Origin of the sequence: Pseudomonas sp. ANT_H4, from assembly GCF_008369295.1 — a bacterium.
Taxonomy (GTDB): Bacteria; Pseudomonadota; Gammaproteobacteria; order Pseudomonadales; family Pseudomonadaceae; genus Aquipseudomonas.
The window spans coordinates 191,130-205,224 of sequence record NZ_VOBG01000002.1 but is presented as its reverse complement, the minus strand read 5'-3'; the positions used below and the strand labels follow the sequence as shown (position 1 = coordinate 205,224).

General features: G+C 58.3%; 20 protein-coding genes. 10 read left to right on the top strand and 10 right to left on the bottom strand.

Annotated features, from left to right (window positions below; genetic code table 11):
- Positions 1–66 precede the first annotated feature (66 nt).
- From murA to FQ182_RS03535, 7 genes are all read right to left on the bottom strand, one after another.
- Complete coding sequence (gene murA / locus FQ182_RS03565) at positions 67–1,332, bottom strand: UDP-N-acetylglucosamine 1-carboxyvinyltransferase (RefSeq protein WP_149410896.1); 1,266 nt, start codon at positions 1,330–1,332, stop codon at positions 67–69.
- Between the two features lie 22 nt (positions 1,333–1,354).
- Positions 1,355–1,594 carry a BolA family protein gene (locus FQ182_RS03560; RefSeq protein WP_133099863.1) on the bottom strand — a complete coding sequence of 80 codons (240 nt, stop codon included), beginning with the start codon at positions 1,592–1,594 and terminating at the stop codon, positions 1,355–1,357.
- Positions 1,595–1,709: 115 nt separating this feature from the next.
- A complete protein-coding gene (locus FQ182_RS03555; protein WP_149410895.1) occupies positions 1,710–2,015 on the bottom strand; it encodes a lipid asymmetry maintenance protein MlaB in 306 nt (101 codons plus the stop codon).
- A complete protein-coding gene (locus tag FQ182_RS03550; protein WP_149410894.1) occupies positions 2,012–2,668 on the bottom strand; it encodes a phospholipid-binding protein MlaC in 657 nt (218 codons plus the stop codon). The genes FQ182_RS03555 and FQ182_RS03550 overlap by 4 nt, the downstream gene beginning before the upstream one ends.
- A gap of 11 nt (positions 2,669–2,679) precedes the next feature.
- Positions 2,680–3,147 carry an outer membrane lipid asymmetry maintenance protein MlaD gene (gene mlaD, locus FQ182_RS03545; RefSeq protein WP_133099866.1) on the bottom strand — a complete coding sequence of 156 codons (468 nt, stop codon included), beginning with the start codon at positions 3,145–3,147 and terminating at the stop codon, positions 2,680–2,682.
- Complete coding sequence (gene mlaE, locus FQ182_RS03540) at positions 3,147–3,944, bottom strand: lipid asymmetry maintenance ABC transporter permease subunit MlaE (protein WP_149410893.1); 798 nt, start codon at positions 3,942–3,944, stop codon at positions 3,147–3,149. The genes mlaD and mlaE overlap by 1 nt, the downstream gene beginning before the upstream one ends.
- Entirely contained in the window at positions 3,944–4,753 is an 810-nt protein-coding gene (locus FQ182_RS03535) for an ATP-binding cassette domain-containing protein (protein ID WP_149410892.1), read from the bottom strand. Before FQ182_RS03535 ends, mlaE begins: the two co-directional genes overlap by 1 nt.
- Positions 4,754–5,041: 288 nt before the next feature.
- On the opposite strand from FQ182_RS03535, the gene FQ182_RS03530 reads away from it, so the two are divergent.
- The 10 genes from FQ182_RS03530 to FQ182_RS03485 all read left to right on the top strand — a co-directional run bounded on the left by FQ182_RS03530 (position 5,042) and on the right by FQ182_RS03485 (position 12,055).
- Entirely contained in the window at positions 5,042–6,016 is a 975-nt protein-coding gene (locus FQ182_RS03530; RefSeq protein ID WP_149410891.1) for a KpsF/GutQ family sugar-phosphate isomerase, read from the top strand.
- The gene (locus tag FQ182_RS03525; RefSeq protein ID WP_149410890.1) at positions 6,017–6,541 is read left to right on the top strand and encodes an HAD family hydrolase; all 525 of its coding nucleotides are present in this window, start codon (positions 6,017–6,019) and stop codon (positions 6,539–6,541) included.
- A gap of 8 nt (positions 6,542–6,549) precedes the next feature.
- Entirely contained in the window at positions 6,550–7,122 is a 573-nt protein-coding gene (gene lptC / locus FQ182_RS03520; RefSeq protein WP_149410889.1) for an LPS export ABC transporter periplasmic protein LptC, read from the top strand.
- Positions 7,109–7,642, top strand: a complete 534-nt coding sequence (lptA, locus tag FQ182_RS03515; RefSeq protein WP_133099872.1) for a lipopolysaccharide transport periplasmic protein LptA — start codon at positions 7,109–7,111, stop codon at positions 7,640–7,642. Before lptC ends, lptA begins: the two co-directional genes overlap by 14 nt.
- Positions 7,642–8,367, top strand: coding sequence for an LPS export ABC transporter ATP-binding protein (lptB, locus tag FQ182_RS03510; RefSeq protein ID WP_149410888.1), 726 nt, complete (start codon positions 7,642–7,644; stop codon positions 8,365–8,367). Before lptA ends, lptB begins: the two co-directional genes overlap by 1 nt.
- Before the next feature lie 184 nt (positions 8,368–8,551).
- The gene (locus FQ182_RS03505) at positions 8,552–10,045 is read left to right on the top strand and encodes an RNA polymerase factor sigma-54 (protein WP_149410887.1); all 1,494 of its coding nucleotides are present in this window, start codon (positions 8,552–8,554) and stop codon (positions 10,043–10,045) included.
- A gap of 75 nt (positions 10,046–10,120) precedes the next feature.
- Positions 10,121–10,429, top strand: a complete 309-nt coding sequence (hpf, locus tag FQ182_RS03500; protein ID WP_133099875.1) for a ribosome hibernation-promoting factor, HPF/YfiA family — start codon at positions 10,121–10,123, stop codon at positions 10,427–10,429.
- 12 nt (positions 10,430–10,441) lie between these two features.
- On the top strand, positions 10,442–10,906 hold the full coding sequence (ptsN, locus tag FQ182_RS03495; protein WP_149410886.1) for a PTS IIA-like nitrogen regulatory protein PtsN: 465 nt from the start codon (positions 10,442–10,444) through the stop codon (positions 10,904–10,906).
- A gap of 2 nt (positions 10,907–10,908) precedes the next feature.
- Positions 10,909–11,766, top strand: a complete 858-nt coding sequence (rapZ, locus tag FQ182_RS03490; RefSeq protein WP_149410885.1) for an RNase adapter RapZ — start codon at positions 10,909–10,911, stop codon at positions 11,764–11,766.
- A gap of 16 nt (positions 11,767–11,782) precedes the next feature.
- Positions 11,783–12,055 (top strand): HPr family phosphocarrier protein, encoded by a 273-nt coding sequence (locus FQ182_RS03485; RefSeq protein ID WP_133099878.1) that lies wholly within the window; start codon positions 11,783–11,785, stop codon positions 12,053–12,055.
- Positions 12,056–12,100: 45 nt separating this feature from the next.
- Here the strand turns inward: FQ182_RS03485 and FQ182_RS03480 are convergent, their stop codons facing one another.
- The 3 genes from FQ182_RS03480 to FQ182_RS03470 are packed head-to-tail and all read right to left on the bottom strand — an operon-like array spanning position 12,101 to position 14,089.
- Positions 12,101–12,994: a ZIP family metal transporter gene (locus tag FQ182_RS03480; RefSeq protein WP_149410884.1), complete on the bottom strand. Its 894-nt coding sequence runs from the start codon at positions 12,992–12,994 to the stop codon at positions 12,101–12,103.
- Between the two features lie 38 nt (positions 12,995–13,032).
- Positions 13,033–13,644, bottom strand: a complete 612-nt coding sequence (locus tag FQ182_RS03475; protein WP_149410883.1) for a superoxide dismutase — start codon at positions 13,642–13,644, stop codon at positions 13,033–13,035.
- Position 13,645: 1 nt separating this feature from the next.
- The gene (locus FQ182_RS03470; protein ID WP_149410882.1) at positions 13,646–14,089 is read right to left on the bottom strand and encodes a hypothetical protein; all 444 of its coding nucleotides are present in this window, start codon (positions 14,087–14,089) and stop codon (positions 13,646–13,648) included.
- Positions 14,090–14,095: the final 6 nt, after the last annotated feature.

Sequence of the window (14,095 nt, the reverse complement as noted above, 5' to 3'; positions counted from 1 at the left end):
ATCGAGGCCTTTACAGACCTCGACTTAAAACAAAACCGTGGGCACCTCCCTGTGCCCTTGCAGCAACTAGCCCGGTACGCGGCGGATCTTCGCGCCGAGCATCTGCAGCTTCTCTTCGATGCACTCGTAACCACGGTCGATGTGGTAGATGCGATCGATCAGGGTGTCGCCTTCAGCGCACAGAGCCGAGATCACCAGGCTGGCGGAAGCGCGCAGATCGGTGGCCATTACTGGCGCGCCCTTGAGCTTCTCGATACCGGTGACGATGGCAGTGTTGCCTTCGACCTGAATCTTGGCGCCCATGCGGTGCAGTTCATACACGTGCATGAAACGGTTTTCGAAGATGGTCTCGATAACCGCACCGGTGCCTTCGGCAATTGCGTTCAGGGAAACGAACTGCGCCTGCATGTCGGTCGGGAACGCCGGGTACGGAGCGGTCCGCACGTTGACGGCCTTGGGCCGCTTGCCGTGCATGTTCAGCTCAATCCAGTCGTCGCCGGTGGTGATTTCAGCGCCCGCTTCCTTGAGTTTTTCCAGGACAGCTTCAAGGATGGTCGGATCAGTGTCCTTGACCTTGACGCGACCACCGGTAACGGCGGCAGCGACCAGGTAGGTACCGGTCTCGATTCGGTCCGGCATGACCTTGTAGGTGGCCGGGTGCAGGCGCTTCACGCCTTCGATGGTGATGGTGTCGGTGCCGGCGCCGGTGATGTTGGCGCCCATGGCAATCAGGAAGTTGGCCAAGTCGACCACTTCCGGCTCGCGCGCGGCGTTTTGCAGCACGCTGCGGCCAGTGGCCAGTGCGGCGGCCATCATGATGTTCTCGGTACCGGTCACGCTGACGGTATCGAAGAAGAAGTTGGCACCACGCAGGCCGCCTTCCGGCGCCTTGGCCTTGATGTAGCCGCCTTCGACGTCGATGGTTGCGCCCATGGCTTCAAGGCCACGGATGTGCAGGTCCACCGGACGCGAGCCAATGGCGCAACCGCCAGGCAGGGCCACTTCGGCTTCGCCGAAACGGGCAACCATAGGACCAAGTACCAGAATCGAGGCGCGCATGGTTTTCACCAGCTCGTACGGGGCGATCAGGGTCTTGATGGTGCGCGGGTCGATTTCGACCGACAGCTTTTCGTCGATCACCGGCTCGATGCCCATGCGACCGAACAGCTCGATCATGGTGGTGATGTCGTGCAGGTGCGGCAGGTTGGCCACGGTGACCGGGCCATCGCACAACAACGTAGCTGCGAGGATTGGCAAGGCAGAGTTTTTTGCCCCGGAGATACGGATTTCGCCATCAAGACGAATACCACCGGTAATAATCAATTTATCCATAAGAATCTCGACGCCTAGGGGCTCAGGTGCGCTCGGCCCAGGCCGCGCGGCTGAAAAATTTCATAGTGACCGCATGGATGCTGCCATCGGTGATCCATGGGTTCAAATGGGCATAGATCTGCTGCTGACGCTTGACCGGGCTCAATGCCGCCAGTTCATCGCTAATTACGTTCAGCTGGAAGTTGCAGCCTTCGCCTTCAACTTCCACCTTCGTATCTGGCAGCTTTCCTTCAAGGAAGCTCTTCACTTCTACGGCCTGCATGCTCAACCTCTATCGGCGCCCAGTGCGCGCGGGTCGGACATCATACAAAAAAGCCCCGCGCCTGCGAACCCCGCATAGCAGGACTCTGACGGGGGGCTTCTTTAATAATGTGTATTTAAGGATGCGCCAACAGCTCAGTCAAACCCGAAACCTGAGCAATTTCACGCATATCTTCGGGCAATGCACGAATACTGACAGCTTTGTTGACCGCGGCGGCATCACGTATGAAGCACAGCAGCAACGACAGACCAACGCTGCTGGACTTCACCACTGACGAGCAATCCAGCACCAATGCAGACGCGGTGCTGGCATTGATCAGCGCCTGGCCCTGCTTGCGCAGGCCAGGCCCAGTGAGGTAATCCAGTACGCCGCTCAAGAGCAGCTCGCCGGCCTCGCCGAGACGGACAGCCGACTCGCTCATTGGGCCTTCTCTTCAGAGGCTTTTTCGGTCACTTCCTTGGCCTTGGCCACTTCACCGGCCCAACCATTGATGGTTTTGTCCAGGTCGTTGCCATTGCGCTGCATCGCGTCCGCGAACTGGTCACGGAACAGTTTGCCGATGTTGATGCCGTTGATGATCACGTTGCGCACTTTCCATTCACCGTTGATCTTCTCAAGAGTGTAGGAAACCGGGTAGACCGAACCGTTGTTGCCCTTGACCTGCATGTCCACGCTGGTACGGTTACCGGACTCATCCTTGGCCGGGGAAACAACGATGCCCTGGTTGTTATATTCCAGCAATGCGTTGCCGTAGAACTGCATCAGGCTGCGCTTGAAGTTGTCCTGGAAGGTCTGCATTTGCGCGGGCGTGGCCTTGCGCGAGTACTTGACCGTCATGATGCTGCGGGAGATGCCGTCGGCGTCCACCACCGGGCCGACGATGCCGTTGAGGGCGTCGTAGAACTCGCTTGGGCTTTGCTTGTACTTTTCTTTGTTGGTGGCAAGGTCTGCCAGCAAACGGGTGGTGGTGTCCAGGACGATGTCGTGCGCGGAAGGCGCAGCCACAGCGGCACCAGCCATCAACGGCAAGGCTGCCAGCAGCACTAACAGGCCACGTCGCAAGGTAGAGATCATGAACAAACTCCTCATTTGGCGTCTTTACTAACCGTATTAAGCAGGAATTTACCGATCAAGTCCTCCAGCACCAGCGACGACTGTGTGTCGTGAATGGTCGAACCATTCTTGAGCAAGGCTTCTTCCCCGCCCACGCTGATACCGATGTACTTTTCGCCCAGCAGACCCGCCGTGAGAATAGAGGCAGTGGAGTCAGTCGGTAGATTATCTACGCGCTTTTCCAGTTGCATCGTCACGCGGCCGGTGAAGCTGTCGCGGTCCAGATCGATAGCCGTGACCTTGCCGATGGTCACCCCGGCCATGGTCACTTTAGATCTGACAGTCAAACCGGCGATATTGTCGAAGTAGGCGTAAAGTTTATAGGTATCGGCAGCAGGGCTAGCCGAAAGGCCGCTGACTCGCAGGGCGAGCAGCAGTAAAGCCAGGATGCCAGCCAGCAAGAAAAGGCCGACACCGATCTCCACAGTGCGGTTTTGCATCAGAAATCTCCAAACATCAAAGCAGTCAAAATGAAGTCAAGGCCCAGTACCGCCAGCGAGGCGTACACAACAGTCTTGGTGGTGGCGCGACTGATCCCTTCTGAAGTGGGCTCACAGTCGTAGCCTTGGAATACGGCGATCCAGGTCACAACAAAGGCGAAGACGATGCTCTTGATTAGCCCATTGAGCACGTCACCGCTGAAGGTCACGCTGTTTTGCATGTTGGCCCAGTAGGAGCCCTCATAGACTCCCAGCCAGTCCACCGCCACCCACGAACCGCCCCAGATGCCGACCACGCTGAAAATCATTGCCAGCAGAGGTAGGGAAATGAAGCCAGCCCACAGGCGCGGGGCAACAATGTATTTGAGGGGGTCCACGCCGATCATTTCCAGGCTGGACAGTTGCTCGGTGGCTTTCATGTTGCCGATTTCTGCGGTCAGCGCAGAACCGGCGCGACCGGCAAACAGCAGCGCAGTGACCACCGGCCCCAGCTCACGCAACAATGTCAGGGCAACCATCTGCCCCACCGCCTGTTCGGAACCGTAGCTGGAAAGAATGCTGAAGCCTTGCAATGCCAGCACCATGCCGATGAACATGCCGGAGACCACAATGATCACCAGGGACATCACGCCCACGGAGTGCAGTTGCTTGATCAACAGGCCAAAGCTGCCGCCGATACCGCCGCGACCGAGCAAGGAGTGAAACAGAAAAATCGTCGAACGGCCGAGTACTTCGACAATGTCGATGCCGGAACGGCCGAAAAGGCGAACCTTTTCGGTTAAAGATGTCTTGCGCATCAGCGCTTCCCCAGAAGATCTGAGCGGTAGTCCGCTGCCGGAAAATGAAAAGCCACCGGGCCATCGGGATCGCCGGTCATGAATTGGCGAATACGCGGGTTGTCAGCGTTCATCAGCTCTTCAGGCGTGCCCTGCCCCAGCACCTGGCCATCGCCTACTACATAAAGATAGTCGGCAATACTCGCGGTTTCGGCCAGATCGTGGGACACAACGATGCTGGTGATACCCAGGGCATCGTTAAGCAAGCGGATCAGGCGTACCAGCACACCCATGGCAATCGGGTCCTGGCCGACGAATGGTTCGTCGTACATGAGAATCTGCGGGTCCAGCGCAATGGCGCGAGCCAGGGCGACCCGACGCTTCATACCGCCGGAGAGCTCGTCGGGCATTAGGTCGATAGCACCGCGCAGCCCAACGGCCTGCAGTTTCAGCAACACAATGTCACGAATCATTTCATCGGACAGCTGGGTATGCACCCGCAGCGGGAACGCGACGTTTTCGAATACATCCAGGTCGGTGAATAACGCGCCGCTCTGAAACAACACGCCCATGTGCTTGCGGGCATCGAACAGATCGCTGCGCGACAACGTCGGCAGGTTCTGGCCATTGACCCAGACCTCGCCTGCGCTGGGTCGTAATTGCATACCCATCAGGCGCAGCAAGGTGGTCTTGCCGCAACCGGAAGGCCCCATGATGCCCGTGACTTTGCCGCGGGGAATGCGAATATCTACGTTATTGAAGATGCTGCGCGTACCGCGCTTGAAGGAAAGGCCCTTCAGCTCGACCGCGTAAGCGTTATCGGCACTCATCTAAACTCCTTGGAATGCAGCCTCTCACTCAGACGCCATGTTTGGGACAACTGCTTGCGACAGATAGACACATGGGCTGTGCGGACCGAACTGGCGGCGAACTATATCACTGCTGACACAGAGCGCCCAAGGCCGGAACAGAGCTTGTTCAGAAACAGGACAGCTAAAAAAACGTATTTGAGAGCGGCCACACATCCCGGCCGGAACAAAGCCTAACGAACTTGCGTGAGGGAATTGCGCATTCCCGCTATAATCGCCGACTTTTCGTCAGGCTATACGATTTCAGACATGAGCCAATCCAGCGACCTTATTCAATCCGCACAACGCACCATCCGTCTCGAACTGGAAGCCGTAGAAGGCTTGCTGACCCATATCGACGCAGATTTCGTACGCGCCTGCGAGATGATTCTGGCCAGCAAAGGCCGCGTTGTCGTGGTTGGCATGGGCAAGTCAGGCCACGTCGGCAACAAGATCGCCGCGACCCTGGCGAGTACCGGGACCACCTCATTTTTCGTGCACCCGGCCGAAGCCAGCCATGGCGACATGGGCATGATCACCCGGGACGACATCATCCTGGCCCTGTCCAATTCCGGCACCACCAACGAAATCGTCACCTTGCTGCCGCTGATCAAGCGCCTGGGTATCAAGCTGATCAGCGTTACCGGCAACCCGGATTCGACGCTAGCCAAGGCTGCCGAGGTAAACCTGAACGTACACGTCACCCACGAAGCCTGCCCGCTGAACCTGGCGCCGACGTCGTCCACCACCGCCGCCCTGGTCATGGGTGATGCACTGGCCGTGGCACTGTTGGAAGCGCGCGGCTTTACCGCCGAAGACTTCGCATTTTCCCATCCAGGTGGTGCGCTGGGCCGTCGCCTGCTGCTGAAAGTGGAAAACGTCATGCACGCCGGCGACGAGTTGCCAAATGTGCCGCGCGGTACCTTGCTCAAGGACGCGCTGATGGAAATGACCCGCAAGGGCCTGGGCATGACCGTCATCCTGGAAGTCGATGGACGCCTGGCCGGGATTTTCACCGACGGCGACCTGCGCCGCACCCTGGACCGCACCATTGATATCCACACCGCGACCATCGACGAGGTAATGACTCCTCATGGCAAGACCGCCCGCGCCGAAATGCTCGCAGCCGAAGCCCTGAAGATCATGGAAGACCACAAGATTGGCGCCCTGGTGGTGGTCGATGGCGACGATCACCCGGTTGGCGCCTTGAACATGCATGATTTGCTGCGCGCAGGAGTGATGTAAATGAGCACCGACCTTTTGCAACGGGGCAAAGCCATCAAGCTGGCAATTTTCGACGTCGACGGCGTGCTGACCGATGGCCGCCTTTATTTCCTCGAAGACGGCAGCGAATTCAAGACGTTCAACACCCTCGACGGCCAGGGCATCAAGATGCTGATGGCAGCAGGCGTGCAAACAGCCATTATTAGTGGTCGCAAGACGCCCGTTGTGGAACGCCGCGCACAAAACCTGGGTATTCCTCACCTCTATCAAGGCCGTGAGGATAAACTGGTGGTCTTGGACGAACTTCTTGGCCAACTCAACCTAAGCTATGAGCAGGTTGCCTACTTGGGCGACGACTTGCCTGACCTGCCGGTGATTCGTCGGGTCGGCCTGGGCATGGCGGTGGCCAATGCCGCAGCATTTGTTCGCGAGCATGCCCATGGCGTCACCCAGGCCCGCGGTGGCGAAGGCGCCGCACGCGAGTTCTGCGAGTTGATCCTGCGCGCCCAGGGCAGCCTTGAAGCGGCCCACGCCGCCTACCTATAGAGCTATCTATGCTGAGCAAAAAGATTCGAAATCTCCTGGTATTCGCAGCCATCACCGCGCTGTTCCTGGCGGTCGGCTACTGGAATATCAGCCCGGAGCGCTTCCTCGACCAGCCTGCAGCGCAGGTCGACGAGGGCGCTATCGACTATTACGCCATCAACGCCCACAGCGTGCAGTTCCTGCCCGATGGCAAGGTGCAGTACGAGATGACCTCGGACAAGGTCGAACACCTGAAGGCCACCGAGGTCACATTGTTGACCAACCCGGACCTGAACCTGTATCGCGGCACCGAATTCCCCTGGCACGTCACCAGCAAGCGCGGCGAAGTCAATCCTGACGGTACCGAAGTCGAACTGATCGACTCGGTGCGCGTAGCTCGCACCGACGCCAAGGACCGCGAGACCATTATTACCAGCAGTCGCATGACCGTATTCCCTCAGAAGCAATATGCGCAGACCGAGCAAGACGTTAGAATCGACGGCGCTGGCGGTGTATCGACTGGCAAGGGAATGAAAGCGTATTTGAAAGAAAGCAGGATACACCTGCTATCGAACGTAAGAGGACAGTATGAGGCTCGTTAAAACCCTCCCTATTTTGCTCGGTCTGGGCGCAGCACTGGGAAGCGTGAGCGCCTGGGCTCTGCCGAACGATAGCGAACAGCCAATCCACATTCAGGCTGACGACGCTCAGTTGGATGACAAGCAAGGTGTCGCAACCTACAAGGGTGATGTGATCATCACTCAAGGCTCGATGAAAATCACCGGCAACACCGTGACGCTGACCCGCAACCCTGCTGGTGAGATAGACGTAGTGACTTCGGTGGGCAACCTGGCCTATTTCGAGCAACAACAGAAAGCTACGGACCCCGCCCCCATCAAGGGCTACGGCGTGACAATCCAATATCACGCCCAACAAAATCGCATCGTATTGATCGACCGCGCCAAGGTTCTGAGCAGCGACGGCAACTCTACCGAAGGCGAGAAAATCATCTACGACACCAAGACCCAGATCGCTCAAGCTGGTCGCGCCAATGGCAGCAAGGTCACTACGCCACGTCCACGCATCGACATGGTTATCCAGCCGAAGAAGAAGGCCGAGTAATGGCAACCCTGAAAGCCCAGCATCTGGCCAAGGCCTATAAAGGCCGTCAGGTCGTGCGTGATGTCAGCCTATCGATCGACAGCGGCCAGATCGTCGGCCTGCTTGGCCCCAACGGTGCCGGCAAGACCACCTGTTTCTACATGATTGTCGGGCTGGTCCAGGCGGATCAGGGTCGCGTACTGATCGACGACCTAGACGTCAGCCACCAGCCCATGCACGGCCGTGCCCAGGCTGGTATCGGCTATCTCCCCCAGGAGGCGTCGATCTTCCGCAAACTGTCGGTAGCCGATAACATCATGGCGATCCTCGAAACCCGCAAGGAACTCGACCGCGCCGCACGCAAGAAAGAGCTGGAAAGCCTGCTGCAGGAATTCCACATCAACCACATTCGCGACAACCTTGGCATGAGCCTGTCCGGTGGCGAACGTCGTCGTGTGGAAATCGCCCGCGCCCTGGCCACTGCGCCGAAGTTCATCCTGCTGGACGAACCCTTCGCCGGTGTCGACCCGATCTCGGTCGGCGACATCAAGCAGATCATCCACCACCTCAAGGCCAAAGGGATCGGTGTATTGATCACCGACCACAACGTGCGCGAAACCCTCGATATCTGCGAAACCGCCTATATCGTCAACGACGGGCAACTGATTGCCGAAGGTGACTCGGCAACTATCCTGGCCAACGAACTGGTCAAGGAAGTTTACCTGGGCCACGAATTCCGCCTGTAAGTACTGTGATACCTGGCCATTCGCCAAGGAGCGCGAGCGTCAATAAAAACCTCAATATTTTTATTGTTACCGCGCTCTAGGCAAACCCCCCGATATCAGGCATATAATTTGCTTATGTTTGGCGCTCACGCGCCCTGTCGTGGATGGCGCATTGCGCCGGCGAATAAGGTGTTAAGCCCCTGCCATGAAACCATCGCTAGTTCTGAGAATGGGCCAGCAGCTGACGATGACACCGCAGCTGCAACAGGCCATCCGCCTGCTCCAATTGTCGACCCTGGACCTGCAACAGGAAATCCAGGAGGCCCTGGAGTCCAATCCGATGCTCGAACGCCAGGAAGAAGGCGACGACTTCGATAATGCCGACCTGCCGACCGACAACACCGAGCAAAAACCCAACGCCGATGTCCAGGAACCGTCCTACCAGGAAACCGCCCCTACGGTGGATAACCTTGAGGAAGGCGAGTGGAATGAGCGCATTCCCAATGAACTGCCGGTGGACACCGCCTGGGAAGACGTCTACCAGACCAGCACCAGCAGCCTGCCCAGCAATGACGATGACGAGTGGGACTTCACCACCCGCACCTCCGTCGGCGAGAGCCTGCAGAGCCACTTGCTGTGGCAACTGAACTTGGCGCCGATGTCCGACACCGATCGACTGATCGCCGTGACCCTGATCGACTGCATCAACAATCAGGGCTACCTGGACGAGACACTTGAGGAAATCCTTGAGGCCTTCGACCCGGAACTGGATATCGAACTGGACGAAATCGAAGCCGTCCTGCACCGCATCCAGCAGTTCGAACCGGCCGGTATCGGTGCCCGCACCCTCAGCGAATGCCTGCTGCTGCAACTGCGTCAGTTGCCCACCAAGACGCCGTGGCTGACCGAGGCACAACGCCTGGTCACCGACTACATAGACCTGCTGGGCAGCCGCGACTACAGCCAGCTGATGCGGCGCATGAAGCTCAAGGAAGATGACCTGCGCCAGATCATCGAGCTGGTGCAAAGCCTCAACCCTCGCCCTGGCTCGCAAATCGAGTCCGGCGAAGCCGAATACGTCGTTCCCGATGTGATCGTGCGCAAGGACAACGAGCGCTGGCTGGTGGAGCTGAACCAGGAATCGGTGCCACGCCTGCGGGTCAACCCGCAATACGCAGGTTTTGTCCGTCGGGCCGACACCAGCGCCGATAACACCTTCATGCGCAACCAATTACAGGAAGCCCGCTGGTTCATCAAGAGCCTGCAAAGCCGTAATGAAACCCTGATGAAAGTCGCCACCCAGATCGTCGAGCACCAGCGCGGCTTCCTGGAATATGGCGATGAAGCGATGAAACCGCTGGTCCTGCATGACATTGCCGAGGCAGTAGGCATGCATGAATCGACGATTTCCCGGGTGACCACGCAGAAGTTTATGCATACCCCACGGGGTATTTATGAGCTGAAATACTTTTTCTCCAGTCATGTAAGTACTTCCGAAGGCGGCGAATGCTCGTCCACGGCGATCCGCGCGATCATCAAAAAACTGGTTGCCGCGGAAAATCAGAAAAAGCCGTTGAGTGACAGCAAGATCGCTGGTTTACTGGAGGCACAAGGCATTCAGGTAGCCCGTCGAACCGTCGCCAAGTACCGCGAGTCCCTTGGGATCGCGCCTTCCAGCGAGCGTAAGCGTTTGATGTGACGGGCTAGCCACAGCGTTCCAGTGGCAGGCATTTCTGCCTGCCGCTTTATGCACTGGCAACGAAGGAGAAGCTGTATGCAAGTCAACATCAGTGGACACCAACTGGAAGTTACCGACCCCCTGCGCACCTACATCGGCGAAAAACTCGACCGATTGGAACGGCATTTCGACAAGATAACCAACGTGCAAGTCACGATGACCGTCGAGAAGCTGCTGCAGAAAATCGAAGCCACCCTGCATATCCCCGGCGGGGAAGTCGTCGCCAATGCCGAGCATTCAGACATGTATGCCGCCATTGACCTGCTGACTGACAAGCTGGATCGCCAACTCAAAAAGCATAAGGAAAAGACCCAGAGCCTCCTCCAGGGCGCAACCGGTCGTTAACACTCCCAACCCATGATCCGACTCGAAAATATCCTGACCCCCGGCCGTTCCCTCATGAACGTGCCGGGCGGCAGTAAAAAGCGCGCCCTCGAACAAATTGCCAATCTGATCGGCCGCGAAGTGCCTAATCTGAAGACGCAAGATGTCTTTGAGGCTCTGATTGCCCGTGAAAAACTGGGTTCGACCGGTTTTGGTAACGGCATCGCCATCCCCCATTGCCGCCTTAAAGGTTGCGAGTCTCCAGTCAGCGCCTTGCTGCACCTGGACGCTCCTATCGATTTCGACGCCATCGACGGCGCCCCGGTAGACCTGCTGTTCGTTCTGCTGGTCCCGGAAGCGGCCACCGATGCGCACCTGGAACTGCTCCGGCAGATCGCCAGCATGCTCGACCGCAAAGAAGTACGCGAAAAACTGCGTAGCGCCTCCAGTAATGAAGCGTTGTATCAGGTCGTCCTGGAAGAGCAGAACGGGCAGTAATCATGCGTTTGATCATCGTCAGCGGCCGCTCCGGCTCAGGTAAAAGTACTGCCCTCAATGTGCTTGAGGACAATGGCTTCTATTGCATCGACAACCTGCCGGCCGGTTTGCTGCCTGAACTGGCTGAGCGCGCGTTGATCCACACCGAACTGGCACAGCCGCTGGTCGCTGTATCCATCGACGCCCGCAACCTGCCCAGCCACCTAACGCGATTCCCGGAATTGCTTGAGGAGGTGCGCGGCAAACACATTCATTGCGACGTGTTGTACCTGGATGCAGACGAAGAAACCCTGCTCAAGCGTTTTTCAGAAACTCGTCGTCGTCACCCTCTGAGCAGCGCCAACCGCTCGCTGGCAGAAGCCATCGAAGACGAAACCAAGCTGCTGGGGCCGATCATTGACCTGGCCGACCTGAAGATCAACACCACCAGCCTGAACCTGTATCAACTGCGCGATACCATCAAGTTGCGCCTGTTGAACCAGCCAGAACCTGGCACGGCGTTCCTAGTGGAGTCTTTTGGCTTCAAGCGGGGCATGCCAGTGGACGCCGACCTGGTGTTCGACGTGCGCTGCCTGCCCAACCCGTACTGGAAGCCGGAACTACGTGATCAGTCGGGACTCGACCAACCCGTAGCCGAGTATCTGGCGGCGCAACCGGATGTCGAGGATATGTTCCAGGACATTTCCAGCTACCTGCTCAAATGGCTGCCGCGCTTTGCCGCCAGCAACCGAGCCTATGTCACCATCGCCATTGGCTGCACCGGCGGGCACCACCGCTCTGTGTATCTGACCGAGCGCCTCGGCCAGGTTTTGCAGCAAACCCTCAAGAACGTCCAGGTTCGCCACCGCGACCTTAGCTGAAAGGAACACCCCCGCGATGCCCGCTCTGGAAATTGAAATCATCAACAAACTGGGCTTACACGCCCGGGCCTCGGCCAAGTTCGTCGGCGTCGCGGGGCAGTTTCCCTGCCAGATCAGGGTCGGGCGTACCCCGGAATCCACGGTCGACGGCAAAAGCATCATGGCGATGATGATGCTGGCTGCGGGCAAAGGCACCATGATTCATCTGAAGACGCAAGGCGAGCAGGAGCAAGAAGCTCTGGATGCGCTGGTGAAGTTGATCAATAACTACTTTGACGAGGGCGAGTAAGCCCCACTGACGAGGGGGCAAGCTCCCTCGCCACAGATCCTCACTTCACCCCAACGCTGTATCCATCACCATCATCAAACAAAACCCAATACACAGCCCCAAACTGGCGAGCTTGTCATGGCCATTGCGCCGCGATTCGGGAATCACTTCGTGAGTCACCACCAATAGCATCGCCCCCGCGGCCAGCGCCAAGCCCAACGGCAATAGCACCTCAGCCAGGCTCACCAGCCAAGCGCAGAGCACCGCGAATACCGGCTCTACCAACCCGGATGCCGCACCAATCAGGAACGCCTTGACCCGCGACATCCCTGCCCCGGCCAGCACCAGTGCAATCACCAGCCCTTCCGGTACGTCCTGCAGGGCGATGCCCATGGCCAGGCTGTCGGCGTCTGGCATGCCGCCACCTGCCGAAACCCCCACCGCCATGCCTTCGGGAATGTTATGGGCGATGATGGCGAATACGAACAGCCAGATACGCGGCGCGATTACCGGTTTTTCCGGCGTGCCCACCAGCGTTTCCGCGCTGGTACCGGAAACCTTGCGATCCACCAGAAACAGCCCGAAAGCGCCCAGCATGATGCCAAAGCTGATCAGACCACTGGCGGCCCAAGGTGTCAGCCCGAGGTTTTCGGCAGCAGCGATGCCGGGCACGATCAGCGAGAACGCCGTCGCGGCCAACATCACGCCGGCGCCGAAACCCAGCAACGTATCACTCACCGCCAGCGGCATCCGACGGATCACCAATACCGGCACCGCGCCCAGCGCCGTGCCCAGGGCACAGATGGCCCCGCCTTGCAGGGCGCGCAGGATACGCGGTTCCAGATCCAGCCAGGCCAGCCCTTGAGCCACCAGCAATGCAATTCCCGCCAACAGCAACAGCGAGCCAAACGCATAACGGAACATTCGCACGCTGCTGATCGCCAGTGTTTCAGTGCCCATAGTCGGCCTTAGATCTAGATCCTGTTATGAAAAGAGCGTTAAGCAAGCGCAGCCTGGTAACGCTCAGAAACTTCCGGCCAGTTGATAACACTATAGAAGGCGTTGATATATTCGGGACGGCGGTTTTGGTACAGCAAGTAGTAAGCGTGCTCCCAAACGTCCAGGCCGAGGATCGGCGTATTGCCATTCATCAGCGGGCTGTCCTGGTTGCCGCTGCTTTCCACTACCAGGGTCTTTTGCGGAGTCACGCTCAACCAGGCCCAGCCACTGCCGAAACGGGTCAACGCAGCCTTGGTAAACGCCTCCTTGAAACTGTCAAAACCACCCAACTGCTCATCGATGGCCTTGCCCAGCGCGCCGCCTGGCTTACCGCCGCCCTTGGGCGACATCACCGCCCAGAACAGCGAGTGGTTAGCATGTCCCCCGCCCTGATTGATCACGGCAGCACGCAACTTTTCCGGCAATTGCTGGACGCTGGAGACCAGTTTTTCCACTGGCCAGCCCGCCCACTCAGTGCCCTCAACTGCGGCATTGAGATTATTGATGTAGGTCTGGTGGTGTTTGGTGTAGTGAATCTCCATGGTTTGCGCATCGATATGCGGTTCCAGGGCATCGTAGGCGTAAGGCAAGGCAGGCAAGGTGTAGGACATATCAATGTGCTCCATAAAAAGGGCTGTTGCGGGTCGACGCATCCGGTTGCGCCGTATTGCTGCCCAGCAAACGATGGGTACGTGGGTACTCGCCGTGATCGCTGATGAAATTCAACAGTTCGACGTAGGTTTTGCTGCTCTGACGTAGCGCCGCTTCCCGCAACTGCGGGGTCAGGCGAGTGTCCTGCATGGCCTGCAACAGGCGCTGATGGATCGCGCAGAGGTACTCCGCGCTCTCCTCCGGCTGGTTCAGGCGCAGGTGCAGATCCGCCAGGTTGTGATGGGAAATGACACAAGCCGCCACCGCTTCGTCGGCATCGCCCCAGCGCTCGAACAACACTTGGGCCAAGGCCAGGGCTTGCAGGTAATGCTCGCGAGCATCCACCAGTTCGCCTTGCATAAAGCAGTGATTAGCCCTTTCGATCGTGCGTTTCCAGTGCTCCATGGAGAG

Excerpts from the sequence above, each read along its gene's own strand:
- murA (WP_149410896.1), bottom strand. The coding sequence starts at position 1,332 with ATGGATAAATTGATTATTACCGGTGGTATTCGTCTTGATGGCGAAATC.
- FQ182_RS03525 (WP_149410890.1), top strand. The coding sequence starts at position 6,017 with ATGAGCACCGACCTTTTGCAACGGGGCAAAGCCATCAAGCTGGCAATT.
- FQ182_RS03560 (WP_133099863.1), bottom strand. The coding sequence starts at position 1,594 with ATGCAGGCCGTAGAAGTGAAGAGCTTCCTTGAAGGAAAGCTGCCAGAT.
- lptB (WP_149410888.1), top strand. The coding sequence starts at position 7,642 with ATGGCAACCCTGAAAGCCCAGCATCTGGCCAAGGCCTATAAAGGCCGT.
- hpf (WP_133099875.1), top strand. The coding sequence starts at position 10,121 with ATGCAAGTCAACATCAGTGGACACCAACTGGAAGTTACCGACCCCCTG.
- FQ182_RS03550 (WP_149410894.1), bottom strand. The coding sequence starts at position 2,668 with ATGATCTCTACCTTGCGACGTGGCCTGTTAGTGCTGCTGGCAGCCTTG.
- FQ182_RS03535 (WP_149410892.1), bottom strand. The coding sequence starts at position 4,753 with ATGAGTGCCGATAACGCTTACGCGGTCGAGCTGAAGGGCCTTTCCTTC.
- FQ182_RS03475 (WP_149410883.1), bottom strand. The coding sequence starts at position 13,644 with ATGTCCTACACCTTGCCTGCCTTGCCTTACGCCTACGATGCCCTGGAA.
- lptA (WP_133099872.1), top strand. The coding sequence starts at position 7,109 with ATGAGGCTCGTTAAAACCCTCCCTATTTTGCTCGGTCTGGGCGCAGCA.
- rapZ (WP_149410885.1), top strand. The coding sequence starts at position 10,909 with ATGCGTTTGATCATCGTCAGCGGCCGCTCCGGCTCAGGTAAAAGTACT.
- FQ182_RS03555 (WP_149410895.1), bottom strand. The coding sequence starts at position 2,015 with ATGAGCGAGTCGGCTGTCCGTCTCGGCGAGGCCGGCGAGCTGCTCTTG.
- mlaE (WP_149410893.1), bottom strand. The coding sequence starts at position 3,944 with ATGCGCAAGACATCTTTAACCGAAAAGGTTCGCCTTTTCGGCCGTTCC.
- FQ182_RS03530 (WP_149410891.1), top strand. The coding sequence starts at position 5,042 with ATGAGCCAATCCAGCGACCTTATTCAATCCGCACAACGCACCATCCGT.
- FQ182_RS03485 (WP_133099878.1), top strand. The coding sequence starts at position 11,783 with ATGCCCGCTCTGGAAATTGAAATCATCAACAAACTGGGCTTACACGCC.
- ptsN (WP_149410886.1), top strand. The coding sequence starts at position 10,442 with ATGATCCGACTCGAAAATATCCTGACCCCCGGCCGTTCCCTCATGAAC.
- lptC (WP_149410889.1), top strand. The coding sequence starts at position 6,550 with ATGCTGAGCAAAAAGATTCGAAATCTCCTGGTATTCGCAGCCATCACC.
- FQ182_RS03470 (WP_149410882.1), bottom strand. The coding sequence starts at position 14,089 with ATGGAGCACTGGAAACGCACGATCGAAAGGGCTAATCACTGCTTTATG.
- FQ182_RS03505 (WP_149410887.1), top strand. The coding sequence starts at position 8,552 with ATGAAACCATCGCTAGTTCTGAGAATGGGCCAGCAGCTGACGATGACA.
- mlaD (WP_133099866.1), bottom strand. The coding sequence starts at position 3,147 with ATGCAAAACCGCACTGTGGAGATCGGTGTCGGCCTTTTCTTGCTGGCT.
- FQ182_RS03480 (WP_149410884.1), bottom strand. The coding sequence starts at position 12,994 with ATGGGCACTGAAACACTGGCGATCAGCAGCGTGCGAATGTTCCGTTAT.